This window comes from Novosphingobium kalidii (assembly GCF_040534015.1).
GTDB classification, from domain to species: domain Bacteria; phylum Pseudomonadota; class Alphaproteobacteria; order Sphingomonadales; family Sphingomonadaceae; genus Novosphingobium; species Novosphingobium kalidii.
The window spans coordinates 281,213-301,705 of sequence record NZ_JBEWLY010000019.1; the positions used below are offsets into that span (position 1 = coordinate 281,213).

At 62.4% G+C, this 20,493-nt stretch carries 15 protein-coding genes; 6 read left to right on the plus strand and 9 right to left on the minus strand.

Features of this window, described 5'->3' with window-relative positions:
* The first annotated feature begins 23 nt into the window (after window positions 1-23).
* Genes ABVV53_RS12985 through ABVV53_RS13005 form a run of 5 tightly spaced genes read left to right on the plus strand, consistent with a single transcriptional unit; the run spans window position 24 to window position 7,081 of the window.
* A complete protein-coding gene (locus ABVV53_RS12985; protein WP_353984852.1) occupies window positions 24-1,424 on the plus strand; it encodes a putative bifunctional diguanylate cyclase/phosphodiesterase in 1,401 nt (466 codons plus the stop codon).
* Window positions 1,425-1,433: 9 nt separating this feature from the next.
* Window positions 1,434-3,560 (plus strand): TonB-dependent receptor plug domain-containing protein, encoded by a 2,127-nt coding sequence (locus tag ABVV53_RS12990; RefSeq protein WP_353984853.1) that lies wholly within the window; start codon window positions 1,434-1,436, stop codon window positions 3,558-3,560.
* A 13-nt stretch (window positions 3,561-3,573) separates the two neighbouring features.
* The gene (locus ABVV53_RS12995; protein WP_353984854.1) at window positions 3,574-4,083 is read left to right on the plus strand and encodes a YfiR family protein; all 510 of its coding nucleotides are present in this window, start codon (window positions 3,574-3,576) and stop codon (window positions 4,081-4,083) included.
* 59 nt (window positions 4,084-4,142) lie between these two features.
* On the plus strand, window positions 4,143-6,359 hold the full coding sequence (locus ABVV53_RS13000) for a response regulator (protein WP_353984855.1): 2,217 nt from the start codon (window positions 4,143-4,145) through the stop codon (window positions 6,357-6,359).
* A 2-nt stretch (window positions 6,360-6,361) separates the two neighbouring features.
* The gene (locus ABVV53_RS13005) at window positions 6,362-7,081 is read left to right on the plus strand and encodes a response regulator (RefSeq protein WP_353984856.1); all 720 of its coding nucleotides are present in this window, start codon (window positions 6,362-6,364) and stop codon (window positions 7,079-7,081) included.
* 137 nt (window positions 7,082-7,218) lie between these two features.
* On the opposite strand, the gene ABVV53_RS13010 is transcribed toward ABVV53_RS13005, so the two are convergent.
* The 3 genes from ABVV53_RS13010 to ABVV53_RS13020 are packed head-to-tail and all read right to left on the minus strand — an operon-like array spanning window position 7,219 to window position 10,909.
* Entirely contained in the window at window positions 7,219-9,420 is a 2,202-nt protein-coding gene (locus ABVV53_RS13010; protein WP_353984857.1) for a xanthine dehydrogenase family protein molybdopterin-binding subunit, read from the minus strand.
* On the minus strand, window positions 9,417-10,400 hold the full coding sequence (locus ABVV53_RS13015; protein ID WP_353984858.1) for an FAD binding domain-containing protein: 984 nt from the start codon (window positions 10,398-10,400) through the stop codon (window positions 9,417-9,419). The genes ABVV53_RS13010 and ABVV53_RS13015 overlap by 4 nt, the downstream gene beginning before the upstream one ends.
* Window positions 10,400-10,909, minus strand: coding sequence for a 2Fe-2S iron-sulfur cluster-binding protein (locus tag ABVV53_RS13020; RefSeq protein ID WP_353984859.1), 510 nt, complete (start codon window positions 10,907-10,909; stop codon window positions 10,400-10,402). Before ABVV53_RS13020 ends, ABVV53_RS13015 begins: the two co-directional genes overlap by 1 nt.
* Before the next feature lie 124 nt (window positions 10,910-11,033).
* Between ABVV53_RS13020 and ABVV53_RS13025 the strand changes: the two genes are divergently transcribed.
* Entirely contained in the window at window positions 11,034-12,119 is a 1,086-nt protein-coding gene (locus ABVV53_RS13025; RefSeq protein WP_353984860.1) for a 2-hydroxyacid dehydrogenase, read from the plus strand.
* Between the two features lie 149 nt (window positions 12,120-12,268).
* Here ABVV53_RS13025 and ABVV53_RS13030 read toward each other — a convergent pair whose 3' ends face one another.
* From ABVV53_RS13030 to ABVV53_RS13055, 6 genes are all read right to left on the minus strand, one after another.
* A complete protein-coding gene (locus ABVV53_RS13030; protein ID WP_353984861.1) occupies window positions 12,269-13,912 on the minus strand; it encodes a GMC family oxidoreductase in 1,644 nt (547 codons plus the stop codon).
* Entirely contained in the window at window positions 13,902-14,534 is a 633-nt protein-coding gene (locus ABVV53_RS13035; RefSeq protein ID WP_353984862.1) for a gluconate 2-dehydrogenase subunit 3 family protein, read from the minus strand. The genes ABVV53_RS13030 and ABVV53_RS13035 overlap by 11 nt, the downstream gene beginning before the upstream one ends.
* Window positions 14,527-15,363: a hypothetical protein gene (locus tag ABVV53_RS13040; protein ID WP_353984863.1), complete on the minus strand. Its 837-nt coding sequence runs from the start codon at window positions 15,361-15,363 to the stop codon at window positions 14,527-14,529. The genes ABVV53_RS13035 and ABVV53_RS13040 overlap by 8 nt, the downstream gene beginning before the upstream one ends.
* On the minus strand, window positions 15,363-17,147 hold the full coding sequence (locus tag ABVV53_RS13045; RefSeq protein WP_353984864.1) for a thiamine pyrophosphate-requiring protein: 1,785 nt from the start codon (window positions 17,145-17,147) through the stop codon (window positions 15,363-15,365). Before ABVV53_RS13045 ends, ABVV53_RS13040 begins: the two co-directional genes overlap by 1 nt.
* Before the next feature lie 131 nt (window positions 17,148-17,278).
* Window positions 17,279-18,523: an alpha-hydroxy acid oxidase gene (locus ABVV53_RS13050; RefSeq protein ID WP_353984865.1), complete on the minus strand. Its 1,245-nt coding sequence runs from the start codon at window positions 18,521-18,523 to the stop codon at window positions 17,279-17,281.
* Between the two features lie 334 nt (window positions 18,524-18,857).
* Complete coding sequence (locus ABVV53_RS13055) at window positions 18,858-20,480, minus strand: alkaline phosphatase D family protein (protein ID WP_353984866.1); 1,623 nt, start codon at window positions 20,478-20,480, stop codon at window positions 18,858-18,860.
* Window positions 20,481-20,493: the final 13 nt, after the last annotated feature.

The window sequence follows — 20,493 nt, forward strand, 5'->3', positions numbered from 1 at the left end:
GAATGGGGCAGGCGATTCGCTCCATGTCGGCCAAGATGCTGCAGAAGGTGAACGATCTAAAAGGCCTTGCTCAGCAGGATGCTCTCACCGGTCTTCTGAATCGTATGCATTTCCAGCAGCTGGTGGAGCATCACTTGATAACGCCAGATGCAGAGCATCCGCACTGCTTGTTCTTTATCGATCTTGATGGCTTTAAGACTATAAACGACACTTTGGGTCATCATGTCGGCGATCGCCTTTTGCAAACGATCGCCGAGCGACTGCGCATCGCAACCAGGACCGAAGACCTGCCGTTGGCAACTCAGGGCAAAGGCCTGGAACCACAGCTTTATACCGCGCGCTTCGGCGGTGACGAATTCGTCGTTTTTCTGGCCAACGGAGCATCGGGATCCATTGCTCAGAAAATGGCGTCCCGGATCCTTCGCGTGTTATCGGAGCCCGTCGAAGTGCTGGGGCAGTCTGCCCGTGTCAGTGCAAGTTTGGGCGTCGCCTTCTTCCCTCGTGATGGAGCTAGCTACTCCAGTCTACTGCGCGCAGCCGACGCTGCGATGTATCACGCGAAGCGCGAGGGTCGGCAGCGTTGTGAATTCTATAATCCATCGATCGAAGACGCAGAGAGGCGCATGGCTGCGGAGGAGCAGGAGCTGCGCCAGGCTCTCCAGCGTGGAGAGTTAGAACTCTACTTTCAGCCGCAATATGACGTCGAAACGCTGGGCCTGAGGTCGGTCGAAGCGCTGATCCGGTGGAATCATCCAGAACGAGGGCTGTTGCTGCCTGGAACTTTCATGCCCGTTGCTGAGCGGGCCAGCATGACCACCGATGTCGGTGAGTGGGTTCTGGGCGAAGCCGCGCGAAAGATTGCCGAGTTAGAACGGCGCGGAACGCCACTACAGATCGCCGTGAATATCTCTCCCTCGCACCTTGAAGAGCTGTCGTTCGTGTCGCTGGTTCGATCGACCCTGCAGCAAACGGGCGCATCGTCGCACTTGCTTGAGATTGAGGTGACCGAAGATGTGGCCATGCGCGATCCCGAATTGGTTGCCGATCGCCTCAGCCAGCTCAGTACAATGGGCGTATCGATTTCGATCGACGATTTCGGGACCGGCTATTCGAATCTCGCCAGCCTTATCAAATTGCCCTTCAGCAAGCTCAAGATTGATCGATCGCTCCTCGACGTGCTTGAAAGCAACGGCGAGGCGCAAATTCTGGTGCAGACGATCATCAGCATGGCCAACTGCCTGGGCTTCCATTCGGTGGCAGAGGGCGTGGAGCGAGAGGAGCAGTTGCAGCTTCTCTCTGCGATGGGATGCGACTTCCTCCAAGGCTTCTATCTGTCTCGCCCTTTGTCTTGGGCACAACTCCGCATAGCCCTCAATGAACAATCTGACCGCAGCGTTAATAAGGGTTTTAGAAAGGCTAGCTAGGGCCGGCTCATGGAAAAGCCGAGGTCCACCAGATACTTCGCTGCGACTGCGGCTCTAGCATTCGTTTTTGCAGAAGCGCCAGTCTTCGCAAGGGACGCAGGTACGTCAGTCAAATCAGAGGCCTCTGACTCACCCGCGCAGGAAGCGGACCAACTGGAAGGTGCCGAGGCAGGTGCCTTAGCTCTGCTCGATGTTCCTCTGGAAGACCTCCTGACACTCGAATCCACGTCTGTGGCCAAGAAGCGGCAGAAGGTCGCAGAATCCGCCGCTGCGGTCTACGTGGTGACTCAGGAGACGATCAGCCGCTCTTCCGCGTCGACGATCCCGGACCTCCTACGTCTGGTGCCCGGGGTCGAAGTCGCGCAGCTCACGAATGGCTCGAGCGCAGTGACCATCCGAGGGTTCAACAGCAAGATTGCCAATTCGCTTCTGGTCATGGTGGATGGCCGCTCGATCTACAACTCTGCTGCCTCAGGTGTATTCTGGGACCAGTTGCTCCTGCCGTTTGCGGACATCGAGCGTATCGAAGTGGTGCGCGGCCCCGGAGCATCGCTATGGGGCGCCAACGCAGTGAATGGTGTCATCAATATCATCACCAAGCACAGCAGCGACACATTGGATGCGACTGCTACCGGCCGTGCCGGATCACGTTCGCAGGAAGCAAGCTTCACCTACGGCAGCCGTCTCTCCGACACGCTCAGTTTTCGCACTTACGGCGTCTATCGGCATGACAACGGATTGCTGGATGCGAACGGCGGAGAACTTTCGCGTCGTTGGCAAGGGTTGTCGGTCGGCACGAGGATGGACTGGCAGCCAACGATCGACGATGCCGTGACCCTGTCCGCCGATTATGGCAAAGGCGACTTCGACACTCCGTTTCTCGAACTCCGCAGAAGTCCTCTCAATCCAGGTTACGACCCGATTGCCGCCGAAGGCGGATTCAAGAGCTACAATGTCCTCGGCCGATGGACGCACCAGCAAAACGAAAAGCTAGACTGGTCTCTTCAGGTTTATCACAGCTATCTAAATCGACGGGAAGTTGGCTTCGCGGGGGTCAGGAGCAAAGTTCTAGATGCGGACTTGGGCGTTCATTGGGTTCCAAACGCCACGCATGACATAGCTGTTGGCTTGGGCGCGCGTCAGCTCGACGATGAGTCCACTTCAACCCCTTCCGTAACTCTGACGCGTCTCGCTAATACGGACCGGTGGCTTAGTGGATATGTTCAAGACGATATTTCCCTGATCGAGGACAAATTGCGCCTTACGATCGGCGCGAAACTCGAGAAGAATGACTTCACCGGATTTGAATTTCAGCCCAGCGCTCGAGTGTTTCTCAAGGTCGGCAAGGGCCTGGCCCTCTGGGGAGCGGTATCCCGGGCTGTGCGCACCCCCTCCTTGTTGGAACGTGTGACCCAGATTTCTCTCACAGCGCTGTTGCCGGGAGCACCGGAGAACCCGCTGCCGCTCCCAGTCTATCCAAGGCTGAATGGCGTTCCGGACAAGAAATCCGAGATCTTGCTGTCCTATGAGGCGGGATTTAGGGCAGATCTGGCTGAAGGCTGGTCGCTCGATGTCGCTGGCTATTACAATGATTACAGCCGGCTGCTGGCGCTTGCACCAACCGGCTTCCAGCCGATACTGTCGCCGTCGATAGCTCAGCCGGTTGGGCTTTATGCCGATTTTGACCTGGGCGGTGCTGCGGATGCACGCACATGGGGCTTTGAAGCACTGCTGAAAGGGCAAATTGCGTCCGGATGGCGCATGGAGGCGAGCTATTCGCATCTGAACTACGAGGTTGGGCCAGACCCGCTGTCTGGTGCGCCATATGAACTGGTGTTTCCGTTGCAGGGCTCGCCGCGCCACCAACTGGGGCTTCGCAGTTATGCCGACCTCAGCGACAATGTCTTGCTCGACACGCAACTGCGGCATGTCTCGGAACTATATCACGGGCAAGTTCCTGCATACACGGCGCTAGACGCTCGCTTGACCTATCGCCCGCGTGTCGGCTTGGAGATGTCGCTCATCGGTGAAGGGCTGCTTGACGATCAGCGGCTAGAATTCATTCAGAACCTCTATCCCACGCCTCCGTCTTACGTGCCGCGCACTGTCGCGGCCGAAGTACGGCTTCAGTTCTAGGGGGCGCGGCACCATGCATCTCCGTTCCACCCTCTTAGCCTTGCTCTTGGCTGCAAGTGCCTCGTTTACCGCTGCGAGAGCGGCCACAAACAACAATAGCCCGAATGATCTTCGCGCTGCGATTGTTTACAACATCGTGCGCTTCGTCGATTTCCCCGGCTCGGGCAATCGTTTGGAGATGTGCGTCGCCCGGAATGCCGACGGTGCTTCACAGATGCTCGCTTTGCGCGGCCAGCGGGTCGGAAACCGGAGCATCTCTGTACGTATGGTTGACTCCGCGTCAGTCGGGGGATGCGACGTGTTCTACCTCGGCCATGCATCTGCAGCGGAGACTGCCCGCGCGCGTAGTCATGGGGTTCTCCTCGTCGGCGACACGCCAAGCTTCATCAACTCCGGCGGCACCGTAGGGCTTGTCCGTATGGGCAAGCAGATCCGGTTTGAGATCAATGCGCGCAATGCCCAGCATGCCGGGCTGACCATAAGCTCCAAGCTTCTGCGGCTCGCCGCGCGAGTCGAACAGTGAGCTTCCGTCGACTCAGGCCGTTCCCCGCGGGGAGCCGATTCCGCTCCAAGCTTATCGCGATGACGGGGCTTGCAGTTGCTTTCGCTCTGCTGCTCTCTGTTTTCGGCTTGATAGCCCTCCAGTACGCAACGGAGCGCAGCCTCGCCGAAAGCCGCCACGATCAGATCGCGCGCGTCATCTCAGCGAACATCGGCCCCGCAATCCTGTTCGGCGATCGTGTGGCGGCCGAGGAAAACTTGAGCTCGGTTCACGATATCTCCGACATAGGCAGCGTCCGCGTATATTCGACAGATGGAACCATGTTCGCCGGGTACGCCGCCCCCGTATCGCAAGAAGATGCGGACGCCCGCTGGCCGACCGAGGTGCGCTTTCCTGTCCTCGCTCAAAACGAAAAAGTGGGCGAATTGCGCATGCGCGTCGGCCATCGCAGCCCGCTCGATATTTTGGGCGACACGGCGCCGGCCGCGCTCCTCATCTTCCTGGTCAGCCTGGCCGTCACTCTCACGACGACACGGTGGCTGAATACAATGGCATTTCGGCCCATCGACAGGCTGAGCGCGGCAATGCGACGTATCTCGGAGCTGGGCGACTACTCTGTTCGCCTGGAGCGAGATCCCGATCCGGATTTCGACGGCATCGTCTCAAGCTTCAATAGCATGATCGGTGAGGTGGAATCCCGGAACGCCGAGCTATCCCATACTGCCGAAGAACTGCGGGCAGCGCGCGACGAGGCGGAAAATGCCAACGTCGCGAAATCGCAGTTCCTGGCCAATATGAGCCATGAGCTGCGAACGCCTTTGAATGCGATCATCGGCTATACCGAGGTTCTACAAGAAGAGCTCGTTTTAGCGGACATGCCCCGCTCGGTAGAGGATGTCGAATGGATCTATGGGTCGGCGCGTCAGCTCCTATCGTTAATCAACGGCATTCTCGACCTCTCCAAAATCGAAGCCGGGCGAATGGACGTGGAGTTGCACGAGTTCAACGTGGGGCAACTGGTCCGCGAAGTGGGCGGGATGTTGGAGCCCATCGCGGCACAGAAGGGGAATACCATCCATCTCCAGGTGGAACCGTCGATCCCTACCGCTAGGTCGGACTCCGCCAAGCTGCGACAGTGTCTGCTGAACCTGGCTTCCAACGCGTGCAAGTTCACCGAGAACGGCCACGTCTTTGTCTTGGCTCGGCACGACGGCGAAGATCTGGTCTTCACTGTTTCCGACACGGGCATAGGCATATCGGAAGAAGAACTGTCGCGCCTGTTCCAACCCTTCGTTCAGGCGGATGCCTCCACCACACGCCGCTATGGAGGGACGGGCCTCGGCCTCGCTATCTGCTGGCGCTTTGCGGAAATGCTCGGCGGTTCAGTGGACGTAGAAAGCACGCCGGGCGAAGGCGCCAGCTTCACTCTTAGAGTGAGGCTCGACTTGGGCGAGCGCGAGCAGGCAGACGAAGCCGTTCGAACACTCGCGTCGCCGCTCGATGATGCACGACAATCTCCGTCTGACGCCAGCAGGCCGCCGCTCGCTCTGATCGTTGATGACGAACCAAGCTCGGTCCAGTTGTTGACCAGGATGGTCAGTCAGTGCGGGTATGACGCCATTTGCGCCGGAAATGGACGCCGTGGCCTGGATCTGGCGCTAGAGAGAAAACCAGACCTGATCCTGCTGGATATCGGCATGCCGGAGCTGGATGGCTGGGCCTTCCTGAGGGAAATGGAGGCCAATGATGCGCTCTGCACGATACCCGTCATCGTTGTCACGGTCGATGATTCCTACCGACGGGCCATCAACGCAGGAGCCAGCGACCATTTGCTCAAGCCTGTCAACCGTTTGGAGATGCACGAGATTCTCGGGCAATACGCCAACAAGCAATCGGGAAAAGTGCTGATCGTCGAAGATGACGAAGCCACCGCCAATCTCCACCGACGGGGAATGGAGCAGGTCGGCTACGAGGTCAGTGCTGTCACGGATGGGCAGGCGGCGATCGGCCTTCTGGAGGTTGAAGAGTTCGACCTGGTTCTCACCGACCTGCGCATGCCAAAGGGCGATGGGTTCCAACTGGTCGACCGCATCTTCGGGATGTCACCGGACCGGCGACCGGGCGTGGTAGTGGTCACGGGCAAAGTGCTCGACGAGGACGAAACCCGTAAGCTCGACGGAAAAATCATAAAGCTCGTGTCCAAGAATGGTCTCTCGCCTCGAAGATTGGCCCTCGACGCCCACTCCGCCCTACCGCGGCCGCACGCCACCAGTTCCCCTGTCGTACAGAGCGCATGAAGATGGACGATACTCCCTTCCCCGGCTCCACCGCCGTCCACTCCGTCCTCGTTGTCGATGATATGGAGGCCAACCGGGCGGTCCTATGCCGCCGGCTCGAACGCTATGGCTATCACGTACAGAGCGTGGAGGGCGGCCCCCAAGCGTTGAGCGCAATCGAATTGCAAGCGCCTGACATCATCCTGCTCGATTACATGATGCCGCAAATGAACGGAATCGAAGTTCTACGCGAGCTGCGACGCAATCCGCGCACGCAAGAACTTCCTGTCATCATGGTTACGGCAAGGGCTGAAAGCGGCGCGACGGTTGAGGCGCTAGAGGCCGGCGCGAATGATTATGTGACAAAGCCGATCGACTTCGAGGTGCTGAAAGCGAGGATCGAGGCCCATCTTTCCAAATGCACCGATGCGTCCGACTTGCGCCGCGCGAATGCGGCGCTGGACGAAAGAGTGAGCTTACGTAGCATGACGATCGCCGACCTCGAAGGCGAACTTCACAACGAAATCGCTCAGCGCCGCTTACTGGAGCAGAAACTGGCGGAGCGTATTTCAGTTCATAGCAGAGCAATGGATTGCGGGGCTCTGCGTGAAGAGGTTGAGGCGATCGAAGGAAAGTTCACGATCGTATTCGAAGCGCTCATGGCTGGCCGTTCGCCGAACTTTGCACACATGGCGAGCATCAGGGCCATGCTCAGTTCTCTGAAGGCAAAACTAGACAGTTAGCCGCTAGCCTCGCAGGCATCTCACAGACCTTCGCGCAAGCGGCGTTGCTGACGTCCAATGCCCGGCTGAGCACGTTGCTGCCGGGCGGCCCCGCGTTGAAGGGCTCCAGGTTTCAGGTTGAGGTGCAACGAACCTGCCTAGGGCACCGGCAGTTCCGCCAGCAGCTTGTCAGGCGTCATAGGGAAGCTTCGTACTCGCACGCCACACGCGTGATATATGGCGTTACAGATCGCGCCGGCCGCACCGCAGATCCCCAACTCGCCCACGCCTTTGGCCTGTAGAGGGCTCGCCGCGGGATCGCGTTCCTCCACCAGCACCACGTCCAGGTGCGGCACATCCAGGTTCACGGGAATGTGGTACTCGGCCAGGTCCGGGTTGACGATGTGCCCGTCGCGCGCATCGAAAGTCAGCTCTTCTGTCAGCGCGCTGCCGATGCCCCAAACCATGCCGCCCATGCATTGCGAAGTAGCGGTCTTGCGGTTCAGCACCCGCCCCAACCCGAACGCGCCGGAAAAGCGCCGCATGCGTGTTTCGCCCGTATAGGCGTTCACCGCGACTTCCGCGAAGAACGCGCCATACATGGCCGCTGCATAGGCCTTGGTGATATCGCCAGGCTTAAAATGGCCGTTGCGTTCGATGGCGCTGCCGTTCAGCAGATCGGGCAAGGCGACCCGGCGATTGCCGGCGATTGCAAAGCCGTCCTTCAGCGTCAGCTCCGCCTCTGTGGTGCCAAGCTGCTCGGCGAGATGCTCGCGGATCGCCTCGCATGCTTCGAACACGGCGGAGCCAGTGGAGGCCGCTCCCCAGCTGCCGCCCGATCCGGAGCCGGGCGGGAAGGTCGTATCGCCCAGTTGCACGAGCACGTCCGTCGAATCGAGCCCCAGCATTTCTCCCGCGATCTGACCTAGCACGGCATACGTGCCGGTTCCAATGTCTGTCATGTCGCTGGCGACGACGGCGGTGCCATCGGCTAGCAGGGAAACCCGCGCTTGCGCCTCGTTGATATTGTGGACGCGGCAGGCATTGGCCATGCCGGTGCCGATCCACCACTCCCCTTCCCGGCGCTTGCGAGGCCGCCGGTCTGCCCCGTCCCACCCGAAGCGTTCAGCGCCGATCTTCAAGCATTCGATCAACTTGCGCGAGCTATAGGGGATGTCCTCGCTCGGGTGCCGCTCGGGAATGTTGCGAAGACGTAGCTCCACCGGGTCGATGCCGATGGCGTTTGCCAACTCGTCCATGGCCGCTTCCAGCGCCTGCATGCCCACTGCCTCGCCCGGCGCGCGCACCGAGCCGGCGGTAACGAGATTGATGCGCGCGATTTCGATAGCCAAGCGGCGGTTTTCGCCGGGATAAAGGAACTCGCTCGCCTGCGTTACGGGCTCGCCGAACTTCTCCTCCGGCAGGTTGGAGACGCGGGCCTCATGCCCAAAACCGATAAGCCTGCCCTCGGCATCGGCGGCCAAACGCAGGCGCTGCACCGTCTCTGACCGGCGCATTACGCACTGGAACACCTGCTGGCGCAGCATGACGACGCGCACCGGGCGGTTCAGCTGCATCGCGGCGACGGATGCAGCCACCCCTTCAGGGCTGATCCCCAGTTTCGACCCGAAGCCGCCGCCCACATAAGGCGATACCAGCCGCACCTGTTCAAGTTCGAGATTAAGCGAGTCCGCCAGTTCCTTGCGGTTGAAGGCGAGCATCTGCAGGCTGGAATGAAGCGTCAGTGTCTTCCCGTCCCACTCGGCAATGCTCGCATGGGGCTCCATGGGCGCGCTGTTGTGGCATTCGGTGGTGTAGGTCACGTCCACGGCATGCGCCGCTTGCTTCATCGCGTGTGCCAGATCGCCTTGGTCGATCGGGTCCTGATAAGGGTCGGTCGGGATATCGGGATCGTGGTGGTCGGTGATCGCATCGCCCGCACGGTAGCTCACCTTCAGGTGCTTGGCCGCATCGCGCGCCTGCTCGAACGTCTCCGCGATCACCACTGCAATCGGCTGGCCATAATACTGGACATGCCGCACTTGCTGCACCGGGGCCTTGCCCGCCCCGCCCTGCGCCGCACGGGCGGTCATCCGCTGGTCTGAGATGACGGCGATCACGCCCGGCATGGACAGGACGGACTGCTCGTCGATATCCGTCACCTCGCCCGCACTGATCGTGGCGGTGACAAGGACGCCCTCCGCGCGGTTCGCGATCGAGTATTCGGCGGCATAGGGGGCGACGCCGGTCACTTTCGCCGGGCCGTCCGGCCGATCCAGCGGCTGGCCGATCACCCCTTGCGCCATCGCGTCCAGACGGTTGCGGTCGTCCGGCTTGTCCATGATCAGGGAACGAGTCATGCGGCACCTCCGGTCGCTTCGCGCAGGACCGCCAACAGCGTGCGGCGGGCGAGCGGTATCTTGAAATCGTTGGAGCCTTGGCCCTCTGCGCCCTCAAGCAGCAGGTCTGCCGCCTGGTCGAACAAGGCGTCGGACGGCAGTTGCCCGGCAAGCAGAGCGTCGATGCGCGGATCGTGCCACGGCTTATGCGCCAAGCCGCCGAATGCGAGCGAAGCGGACCCGATGGCCTCGCCCTCCATCCTCACGATGGCCGCGATGGAAACCAATGCGAAAGCGTAAGACGAGCGGTCGCGCACCTTGCGATAGAGCTGCTTTCCGCTCACCGGCGGCGGCAGGACGACGCCAATGATGACTTCGCCATCCTCCAGCACGTTGTCCTTTTCCGGCGTGTCACCCGGCAGGCGGTGGAATTCGCGCACGGGCACAGTGCGGGTGCCCCCCTTCAGCGTCTCGGTCTGCACGGTTGCATCCAGTGCGGCGAGCGCCACCGCCATATCGCCGGGATACGTGGCGATGCAGGCATCGCTCGCACCCAGGATCGCATGGATGCGGTTCTCTCCGCCGATCGCACCACAGCCGCTGCCGGGCTCCCGCTTGTTGCAGGGCTGGTCGATGTTGTAGAAGTAATAGCAGCGGGTCCGCTGGCACAGATTGCCGCCTGTGGTCGCCATGTTGCGCAATTGGAAGGTCGCCCCCGCCAGGATTGCACGCGCGAGCACCGGATAGTCGCGGCGGATGCGCGGATCGGCCGCACAGGCGCTGTTGCTGACAAGCGCGCCGATGCGCAGGCCGCCGGCGTCCGTCTCGTCGATCCCGCCCAGCGGCAACTGGTTGAGGTCAACCAGTTGATCGGGCGTCTCCACCTCTAGCTTCATCAGATCGAGAAGGTTGGTGCCGCCAGCGATCGGCCGGGCACCATCGATCAGTTGCTGCCCCGCATGGTCGAGCCCATCGGGCCGCAGATACTGGAACGGGCGCATCAGCGGGCTTCCTGCTGTTGAGTCATCGCTTCCTTGATGGCATCGATGATGTTGGAATAGGCGCCGCAGCGGCACAGGTTGCCGCTCATGCGCTCACGGATCTCCTCATCCGTCAGCACCACTTCGCCCTCAAGATCATCGGTGACGAAGCTGGCCCAGCCATTCTCCGCTTCCGCCATCATCGCCTTGGCCGAACATATCTGGCCCGGCGTACAATAGCCGCACTGATAGCCATCATGCTTGACGAAGGCAGCCTGCAGCGGGTCCATCGCCTCTAGCGTGCCGATACCTTCAATCGTGGTCACCGCGTGGCCGTCCTGCATGATGGCGAGGGTCAGGCAGCTGTTCACCCGCTGTCCGTTCACCAGCACCGTGCAGGCACCGCATTGGCCATGGTCGCACCCCTTCTTGGTGCCGGTCAGCCCGCAGCCATCGCGCAGGTAGTCGAGCAGGCTGGTGCGCGGATCGCCGTCGAATTCATAAGACTGGCCGTTGATCGTCAGCGACATGAGTGGCTTCCCTTCATGCCACCGTCAACGCACTACCGGCCCGATAGGTCCGAAGCCAACCATGTCGACTTGTCACGCAGTTGGGGCTGCGTAGCGCCGCGTGCAATTGCTGCTGACCGCCGGAATGACCTGCATCAGCGCGGGCACGGGCGCGCTGTTTCTCCTGATCGCCGGGGTCGTGGACGCGATCTCAACGCCCGTGCAGGAGAAGGACGATACCAAGTCCCTTCTCATGCGTTGGCGAGAGATGGTTGCGCCCGAGATCCTTATGCCAGCTCCCATGCTCCCCAGCGTCATTACCGCTTTGCAGGATCGGTTCTTTCTTCATTGCCTATGGGAGCAGGCGGATCCCGATGCTGTCCTGAAACTGGTAGGTACACGTGTTCGCGGCCTGGCGGTAAGCACGCTGGCCGGTCGGATCGACAGTGACTGGCTTGAACGCTTGCCCGCGCTCGAGATCATCGCCAATTTCGGCGTCGGCTATGACAATGTGGATGCGGAGACCGCTGCCTCTCGCGGGATCGTTGTAACCAATACGCCAGGCGTCCTCGATGAGGAGGTGGCAGATCTGACGATGGGCTTGTTGCTCGCAACCTTGCGCCGCATCCCACAAGCCGATCGCTTCGTCCGCGAAGGGGGCTGGCTGAGCGGCAAGTTCCCACTCTCCCCCACGTTGCGCGGCCGACGCATCGGCATTCTTGGCTTGGGCGCTATCGGCAAGGCGATCGCGCGGCGCCTGGAGGCTTTCGGCGTGCCAATCGCCTATCATGGCCGATCCAGGCAAAGGGACGTGAGCTACGAATATCACGCTACACCGACTGCGCTGGCCGCCGTATCCGACGTGCTCATCGCGATCGTCCCCGGTGGACCCGCTACGAAGCACCTTGTCGACGCTGAAGTCCTTGCGGCGCTCGGGCCGGACGGTGTGCTCATCAACGTGTCGCGCGGCAGCGTCGTTGACGAGGCGGCGTTGATACAAGCGCTGCAAGCGGGCACGATCCTGAGCGCCGGCATCGACGTCTTCGAAGACGAGCCACGCGTCCCTCCGGCGCTGCTCCAGATGCCCAATGTCGTGCTGTTGCCGCACATCGGCTCGGCCTCACATCGCACGCGCGCGGCTATGGGTCAGATGGTGGTGGACAACCTAATTTCCTGGTTCGACAACGGCCGCGCGATTTCGCCCGTGGCAGAAACAGCGGCCCGTTCATAACCTCCCGCGAGCAGACCGGCGCGCTCCCAAACTCGCCGATCCCAGCTATCGCGCAGATTATCCCCCTTCTGCCGTTATTGGCGCAGAGCTGAACCGCTCGATTTCTTGCCAGCTGTATCATCTCCTCCGCTGCCGCCGGTTCTAACGGATCAAAGTTCTCCGCGCATGGCGAGCTCCGCGATCCTGTCGCCTGTGCGGCAGGCAAGCGCCTGAATGGTAAGCGAGGGGTTGGCGCCGCCAACGGTCGGGAACACCGAGCCGTCGCAGATCCACAGGTTGGGGATGTCCCAGCTTCGGCAATCGGCATTCACCACGCTGGTGGCAGGGTCATCGCCCATCCGTGCGGTGCCGTTGAGATGGCAAGTATCGGCGCGGTCAGCCCAGCGCTCTGTTGCGCCGACCACTTCGAGTGCGCGGTCCATGAATCCCAGCGCATGATCGATCATCGCGTGCTCGTTCGCGCCATAGGAGAATGTCACGCGCGGTATCGGCAGGCCATACTGGTCAGTTTCGCCGGAAAGTGTCACGCGGTTATGCTCATAGGGCAGCACTTCTCCTACCATCTTTAGACCGACCGAGTGGTTGGCGCGCTCCATTTCGTTGAGCAGGGGCTGCCCCCAAAGCCCCCGTTTCAGCGCCACGGTCTTGGCCCAGAGGACGGGCAGCGGGCCCTGGCTCATGTAGCACCAGCCGCCGTGGTAATCCTTGCCCACGTCCGTGTAGTTCCAGTGCTCTGTGATCGCCAGGCTCGGCGGCGCCTTGTAAGATCGCACCTCGTCCGCCACTTGCCCCCACACGGCCTGGTTGAGCTGAACCATCAGGTACTTGCCGACAAGGCCCGACGAGTTCGCTAGTCCTTCGGGGAACTCTCCGTTGGCCGAGTTGAGCAGCAGGCGCGGCGTTTCGATTGCATAGCCGGCGACGACGACGTGGCGCGCCTTCTGAAATCGCCATTCGCCGTCGCGGTAGTAGTGTACTCCGGTCGCACGACCGCTGCGGGTCTCTATCCTTCCGACCATCGCGAGATCGCGGATCTCCGCCCCGGCGTTCAGCGCGCGCGGAAGCCAGGTGTTAAGCACTGACTGCTTCGCGTTGGTCGAGCAGCCGACTGCGCAGAAGCCGCGGTAGACGCAAGGCGGGGCCTTGCCGCGCGGCGCCGAGAGCGTGGCGATCGGCGTTTCAGCCCAGTCGATGCCCAGCGCTTCTGCCCCCCGAGCGAGGTAATCGGCCGGCGCGTTGAGCGGGTGGGCGCGATAGGGGTACCGCGGGCGCTTGGGGCCCCAAGGATAGCGGACAGGTCCCGCGATGCACAAAGCCTGCTCGACTTCTGCATAGTAACGCCACATCTCGCGCCAACTTATCGGCCAGTCGGCGCCGTAGCCCAGCAAGGTGCGGCTCTTGAACCATTCAGGCCTGAACCGCAGCGAAACCATTGCGAAATGGACAGTCGAGCCACCCACAGACTTGCCCGAACTGTTCGCGCCTATCTTGAGCGGATCGTCACCATCGACAATCCGTTCGTCGTTCCAGAACAGCTTCGACTGGTGTGTCTCGTCGGAGGCGAAGTCCTCCAGTGGGCGCCAGTAGGGGCCGGCGTCCATTGCCACGACCGAGAAGCCCGCTTCGGCCAGCTTGCAACTGAGCGTCCCCCCGCCGGCGCCAGTGCCGACGATGACGAAGTCGACTTCTTCGGCCTCCCTGTATGCGCGCATCGGCACCCAGCCGCCGCGGCTGAACACGTCGGGCGCGCGGCCGTTGGTTGCGCGCAGCGTCTGCTGAGGATTATCCCGCACGATGGCGCGGTACCCCCTTGTAGGGCTCGCCCTCGGCGACCGCTTCCCACGGGTCGCGCCGGTTGGTGCCGGTACGGACGTAACCGCGAGGGCTGGCGGGCCCGCCGAAGCCCATTGCGCTCCACAGGCTGGGCTGCGACCAGTGCGCCGAAACGAGATCGGGGATGATGCGCCATGTCCAGAAGAGGCGCGCCGGCAGTTTGGCCCATCGCTGCGCCTTGGTGTCCCCATGCTCGACTGCGCGCAGCACCTCGTCCGCCTGCTCGCCGCCGAGCGCGCTGAAGGGAGCGGCAAAGCGCAGCTTCGCCTCCTCCTCGATAGCATCAAGGCCTTGCCTCCAGCATTGGGCGAAAGGCGGCAATCGATGATGGCGCGCACCGTCGCCCTCCTCACCGGCGATTCGATGGACAACCATCGCTACCGTGGTCGTCCGGGCGCGGCCTGGCGGATCGGGGCAGATGCGAGCGACGAGCGCTTCGAGCGTGGCAAGTTGCAACGGCTCGAGGACTCCCGCAGGCACGCTCAGCGCCAACCGCTCGTCGATGACGCGCTGCGTGATCGCATCCCAGCTGGGCGTGCCGTGCTTGGCGAGCACGTCGTAGTTGCGGAAGCGGTCAGTCACGGCGGCCCCTCCCCATCAGCAGCAGCGCACCCAAGCCGGCGATGGCGAGGCCCGTGAAAGCCGGCGGCGCCGGGATGGGTGGCCCCACCACCAGGTTCTGGCGCCAGTTCTTCCATCCCCCCATATTGCGTGAAACACCATATGCGTGGAACGCAGAGCCGATCAGCCCGAGCGCCGCAGTCAGCCCCAGAGCCGCTACAGTGATCGGGTGCCCCCGCCCGGTTATCGCCGCGCCAGCCAGACTCAAGGCGGTGAGCGGCGGAATGGTGACCGCCAAGTACATAGCCGGGTTGTGATAAGCGCCGCGAAAATGAAGCAGCGCTGCTTCCGCCGCACTGCCGGCGATTCCCAGCGCTGCCGTCCCTGCCAAAGCGCGTCCAGAAAGCAGCGGCACCGGACCGAGCGAGCGTCCCCCCGCCTGCAGCGTCATGGCCGCGCTGCCGAGCACACCTGCCAGCACCATTGCCGCGGGCGCGCCGATCGGGGCTTTGTAGAATATCGCCTGCCAAGTCACACCCCCCGGCTGCTTCAGGATGTTGTAGGAATGAAAGCCGAAGCCCACCGCCCCCACGCCTATGGCGGCGACATGGATGGGCGCAGTCAGCCGCCACGATGCGAGCAACTTCGGCACCGCAGGCCGGCCACCGGCCACAACTGCGCCGTTCGTCAGGATCGACAGCGTGGCGGTTACCAACGGCAGCACCATCGTCCTGTTCTCGAAGGAACCGCGGTAATGTTCGATCGAACTGTCCGCCAGCACCGCGCCTGCGACGGTCGCCGCCCCACCAGCGATCAGGCGCGCTGCCTGTCCAGTGGCTGCATCCTGCATCAGTCCTTGCCGAAGACCGAGCTCATCACCTGCTTGGCCGCACCCTTGATCATCCCTGCTTCATCGGTGCCGCCCTTCATGGCGCTGGTCATGAAAGCTTTTGCCTGCTCGAAGTTGATGTGCGGCGGAAGCGGCGGCACTTCGGGATCGGTCTTGACCTCCAGAACGCACGGCCGCCCGGCATTAATCGCCCGCTCCCACGCTGCGCCTAATTGCTCGGGATCACCGACGAAGATGCCCTCCAGCCCGATCATCTGCGCAAACCTGTGATACGGCACGTCTGGGATGCGCTGGGTCATCTCGGCCTTGGGATCGCCCTGCATCACCCGCTGCTCCCAGGTGACCTGGTTCAGGTCCTCGTTGTTCAGCACGCAGACGACAAAGGTCTGGTTGGCCCAGCGCTCGTGATACTTGGCCACCGTGATCAGCTCGGCCATGTTGTTCATCTGCATCGCGCCATCTCCTACCATCGCAATCACTGGCCGGTCGGGATGCGCGAACTTCGCGGCGATGGCGTAAGGCACGCCCGCGCCCATTGAGGCGAGCCCGCCCGACAGCGAGCCCATCATGTCGCGCCGGATCATAACATCGCGCGCATACCAGTTGGCGCAGGATCCGCTGTCACTGGTGAGGATAGCGCGGTCCGGCAGACGTGGCGAAAGTTCGTAGAACACGCGCTGCGGATTGACCGGGTTCGCCTCGACCATCGCCCGGTCGCGCAGAGTCTCTGTCCAGTCCTTCTTCCAATCGGCGATCGTGTCGCGCCATGTGGTGTCGGTCTTCTGCTCAAGCAGCGGCAGCAGCGCCTCAATGGTCGCCGTGACGTCGCCCTGGAGGTTGACTTCGTGCGGGTATCGGATGGACAGCATGCCGGGCTCCAGGTCCACCTGCACGCCGCGCGCCTGCCCTTCCTTGGGCAGGAACTCGGAATAAGGAAAACCGCTGCCCAGCGTCAGCAGCGTGTCGCACTCCATCATCAGGTCCCAACTTGGCCGCGTGCCGAGAAGGCCGATTGAGCCGGTCACCCACGGCAAATCATCGGGCAACACGTCTTTGCCCAGCAGCGCCTTGGCACAGCCTGCGCCCAGCCGGTCGGCGATCGCGATCACCTCGTCCGTCGAGCCCTTGCAGCCAGCGCCCACGAGCATGGCGACCTTTCCGCCGCTGTTCAGCACCTCCGCCGCGCGGGCCAGATCCGAACGCGCTGGCACCACTACAGGGCGGGACCAGCCGATGCCGGAGAACACCGCGCCATGCTTGCGCGGCGGTTCGACCATCTCCTCTTCCTGCAGGTCATTGGGGAACACCAGCGCCGTCACCCGCCGTTCACCCAATGCAATACGCACCGCCCGGTCCACGAGGTGGCGCACCTGTGCAGGCACCATTGCATAGCCGGTAAAAGCCCCGGCGACGTCCTTGAACATCGCCGTCATGTCTAACTCTTGCTGGTAATGCGCGCCCACTGCGGTCCGTGCCTGCTGCCCCACGATGGCCAGCACCGGCATGTGATCGAGCCGCGCATCATACAGGCCCGTCAGAAGGTGAGAGGCGCCCGGCCCGCTGGTAGCGAGACACACGCCCAACTCACCCGTGAACTTGGCATGGGCGCTGGCCATGAAGGCGGCCATCTCCTCGTGCCGCGCCTGCACGAATTCGAATTTGTCGCGGACATCGTCAAGCGCACCAATCAAGCCGTTGATCCCGTCTCCGGGATAACCGAAGATCCGCCGGACCCCCCATTGATGCAATCGCTCCCAAACGAATGCGGAGACGGTCTGCGCCATGCGTGTACTCCCGGTTTGTGCGTGATAGGCCTATGAAAAGCCAACGCGAAGACCGAGACGGGGTTCCGATGAATTGCGCCAGCATACAAATGAGGCGTGGTTCGACCGATGGCTCCTTAAAATAGAGCAGCCTAACAGAACTCCGGAATATGCGGAAAATGGCCCATCCGCACCAGCAGGTCAGGCGATATTGCGTCGAGCGTCGGCGCACCATACTGGCCCAGCTCGTTCATCATCTCTTTTTTAAGCAGATCGATGGCCTTCGTCACTCCATCCCCTCCATGCGCGCAAAGCCCGTACAGGGTCGCGCGCCCGGTCAGCACTGCGTCTGCACCCAGAGCGAGCGCCTTCAGCGCGTCGCTCCCGCGCCGGATACCTCCCGAAAGATAGAGCTCAGCGCGATCGCCAACTGCGTCGCGCACGCGCGGCAGCACATCGAGCGGTGCGACGGCCCAGTCCGCCTGTCGTCCGCCATGGCTGCCGAGCATGATCCCGTCGACTCCCGCGTCGAGGGCCCGCACCGCCTCCTCCGGATGGAGCACGCCCTTCAGGAACAAAGCTCCCTTCCAGCGTGCGCGGATGCGCGCAACGTCCCGCCAGCCAATGTCCTTCCACATTTGCTCGCGTATCCAGAAGGCGCTGTCGAAGAAGCCGCGATGCTCTTTTGGCACGAAGTCGATGACGTTCTCGAAACGCGGCAGCCCCCCGCGGAGCGTGGTTGCCGCCCAGTGCGGGTGGCGCGCGGCGTTGACGATGGTTCGCAGACTGGGGCGGCTCCGGGTAGCGCGGGTGCGGCTGTCCCACTCACGCTGGCCGAATATCTGCGCATTGGTCGTCAGCACCAGCGCCTCGCAGCCTGCCGCGGCGGCGCGATCAACCAGGGTCTGCCAGATTTCATCGGGCCCGAAGACGTAGAGCTGCCACCAGTGGCGCAAGCCAGGCACCTTGGCGATCTCTTCCATCGGTTCATTCGACATGGTGCTCTGGATGAAGGGCACCCCGGCCTCTGTCGCGCCCAGCGCCAGCGCGCTGTCGGCACCGCGCATGAAGATGCCATTGACCCCCGTCGGTGCAACCAGCAGCGGCAGTGGTGCCGGTCGACCGAGTATCGCGCACGCCGTGCTACGTGCACTTTCATCGCGCAAGGTGTGGGGCAGCACGCGCCATGTTGCGAAAGCTTCGCGCTCACGCGCCAGCGTCGCCTCCTCACCTGCGCCACCCTCAAGATACTCGAGCACGAAGCGCGGCATCAGCCTGTGCGTCCGCGCGCGCAGGTCGCCGATCGACTGCACCCGATCGAGATTTCGCCCGGTATAGAACCGGCGGCGCGGCGATTTGTCGAGCTGTGCGACCGAAGACGGTGGAATAAAAGGCAATACTGCTCCTGAATGCTCCTGTTCAAACGCATGCTATCATTGAATAGCTTCGCGCAGCCGATGCGCCCTTCCGGCATCCTCCACAAGAAATGATCGGCGCCTTTGTCCGCGGCCATCAGCAAGCGTTTAAGCAAAAGGGAGCGGCCAAGCCAAGGCCCGTAGCTCCAGATAACTGGTCCACTCTCCGGAGCGGAGAGCAGATCGTTGGACCGAGTATAATCGAAGTGAGCGATGCCGACTGGATCGCCAGATGCGAGGAAATCAACTGCCGCAGGCCGGTCCGGCAGCGCTGCTGTGCGCCTGACGCCACCGAACTGTTCTGCAGCAGCGGCGCTTAACTCTTGGTGAAGCGCCGCTCGCCCCAGCGGACGCCAAGGCCTTCGCTTGTCGTATTCGCCGTCGTGCGGTCGGCGATGGTACCGACGTAGTGCCATTCACCGCGCACGTTGTCGGGCGTGATCTGGAGCGAGACATAGCCGCGCCGACTCGTATCCGCGTAGACGAGATTGGGATTGGTCGCTCGCCACGACTTACTAAGATCATTTGGGCGGACCGACGGCAGGTAGCCTTCGAATCCAGGAGACGTGACCGCGTGTCCGGCGAACTCCACGCCCGCGGGCCTGCCGCCATCGGCGACGAGGTTGTTGCCCCATGCGTTGTGACTGTCGCCCGAGAGAACCACCAGATTGCTTTCGCTGGCCTGCGAGGCGCGCAACAGGCGTTCACGCGCGGCCGGATAGCCATCCCACGCGTCCATGTTGAACGGCAATCCCGCTTTGGTGGCCGCCGCAAGCCCGGCGAGCGCGGCTTTGACCGCATCCGGCGCTCCTGCAGGACTCCACTCGGCAATTTCCGAAGGCGCATGCAAGGAGCCCATCACCAGCTGCTGCGCCAAAATCTGCCAGCGCGTGCCTGCCTTGACGGAACGGGACAGGCCGGCATCAAGCCAAGCCTCCTGCGTTGCCCCCATCAGCGTGCGATCGCCAGAACTCCAAGGACCGTCGCGGAACTCGGCCAAGGCCTTGGCCACGTCGCTGCGCCCAGCAAGCGCGCTTTTGATGTCAAGTTGTTCGCTGCGCCCGGTAATCCGGGTTTCCGGGCGAAACAGCGTGGCAAGCGAGCCGATCTGATAGCTGTCGTAGCGCTTGTCCGAGACCGGCATCCATTCACGATAGACCCGCTCGGCAGCGGCCTTGCGGGTCGCCCAGTCGCCCTCGGTTTCGGGCTGGTGGTTTTCCGCGCCGTGAACCCAGCTGTCGTTGGCGAATTCGTGATCGTCCCACTGCGCTATCATCGGGAACAGCTGGTGCAGTCGCCGCAAGTCCGGGTCTGCGCGATAGGAGGCATAACGGAGGCGGTAGTCTGCCAGAGTAACCATCTCGTGCGCGGGCAGGACGCTACGTCCGGGCGCCGCTTTGGTCGGGTATTTGCCCGGGCCGTACTCGTAAAGATAGTCGCCGACGTGCACCATGAGATCAAGATCTGTGCGGGCAGCGGCGTGTGCATAGGCATTGAAGTAGCCGAATGGCATGTTCGAGCACGAGAACAGGCCCACGCCAAATCGCGCCACGTCATCGTCGGGGAGCGTGCGCGTGCGACCGATATCACTGCGCGTGCCGTCCGGCGCAACGAAGCGATAGTACCACCAACGTCCAGGTGTGAGGCCATCGACGACGATCTTGGCGCAGCTATCGTTCTGCGCACTTGCCGTGACGTCCCCGCCGGCAACAACCTTGGAGAAGCACTCGTCTGCCGCGACTTCGCAGCGCAGACGGGTGTCGCGAGAACCGACGTAGCGGGTCCATAGAAGCACGGACTCCGCTGAGGGCTCGCCGCTCGCGACACCGTGGGTAAAGCCGCGCGCGGTCAGGATCTGGGCTACGCCGGGAGTCGAAAGGGCTGCGAGCCCGAAGGCGCCTGCTTGCAGTAGCAGGCGCCGGTCGATCATTAGGGTCATGATAGAGGTGTCC

Bases quoted from the DNA above. Each gene is read 5' to 3' on its own strand.
- ABVV53_RS12990 (WP_353984853.1), top strand. From the start codon at position 1,434: ATGGAAAAGCCGAGGTCCACCAGATACTTCGCTGCGACTGCGGCTCTA.
- ABVV53_RS13045 (WP_353984864.1), bottom strand. From the start codon at position 17,147: ATGGCGCAGACCGTCTCCGCATTCGTTTGGGAGCGATTGCATCAATGG.
- ABVV53_RS13015 (WP_353984858.1), bottom strand. From the start codon at position 10,400: ATGCGCCCGTTCCAGTATCTGCGGCCCGATGGGCTCGACCATGCGGGG.
- ABVV53_RS12985 (WP_353984852.1), top strand. From the start codon at position 24: ATGTCGGCCAAGATGCTGCAGAAGGTGAACGATCTAAAAGGCCTTGCT.
- ABVV53_RS13000 (WP_353984855.1), top strand. From the start codon at position 4,143: ATGACGGGGCTTGCAGTTGCTTTCGCTCTGCTGCTCTCTGTTTTCGGC.
- ABVV53_RS13025 (WP_353984860.1), top strand. From the start codon at position 11,034: ATGACCTGCATCAGCGCGGGCACGGGCGCGCTGTTTCTCCTGATCGCC.
- ABVV53_RS13040 (WP_353984863.1), bottom strand. From the start codon at position 15,363: ATGCAGGATGCAGCCACTGGACAGGCAGCGCGCCTGATCGCTGGTGGG.
- ABVV53_RS13055 (WP_353984866.1), bottom strand. From the start codon at position 20,480: ATGACCCTAATGATCGACCGGCGCCTGCTACTGCAAGCAGGCGCCTTC.
- ABVV53_RS13005 (WP_353984856.1), top strand. From the start codon at position 6,362: ATGGACGATACTCCCTTCCCCGGCTCCACCGCCGTCCACTCCGTCCTC.
- ABVV53_RS13010 (WP_353984857.1), bottom strand. From the start codon at position 9,420: ATGACTCGTTCCCTGATCATGGACAAGCCGGACGACCGCAACCGTCTG.
- ABVV53_RS13020 (WP_353984859.1), bottom strand. From the start codon at position 10,909: ATGTCGCTGACGATCAACGGCCAGTCTTATGAATTCGACGGCGATCCG.
- ABVV53_RS12995 (WP_353984854.1), top strand. From the start codon at position 3,574: ATGCATCTCCGTTCCACCCTCTTAGCCTTGCTCTTGGCTGCAAGTGCC.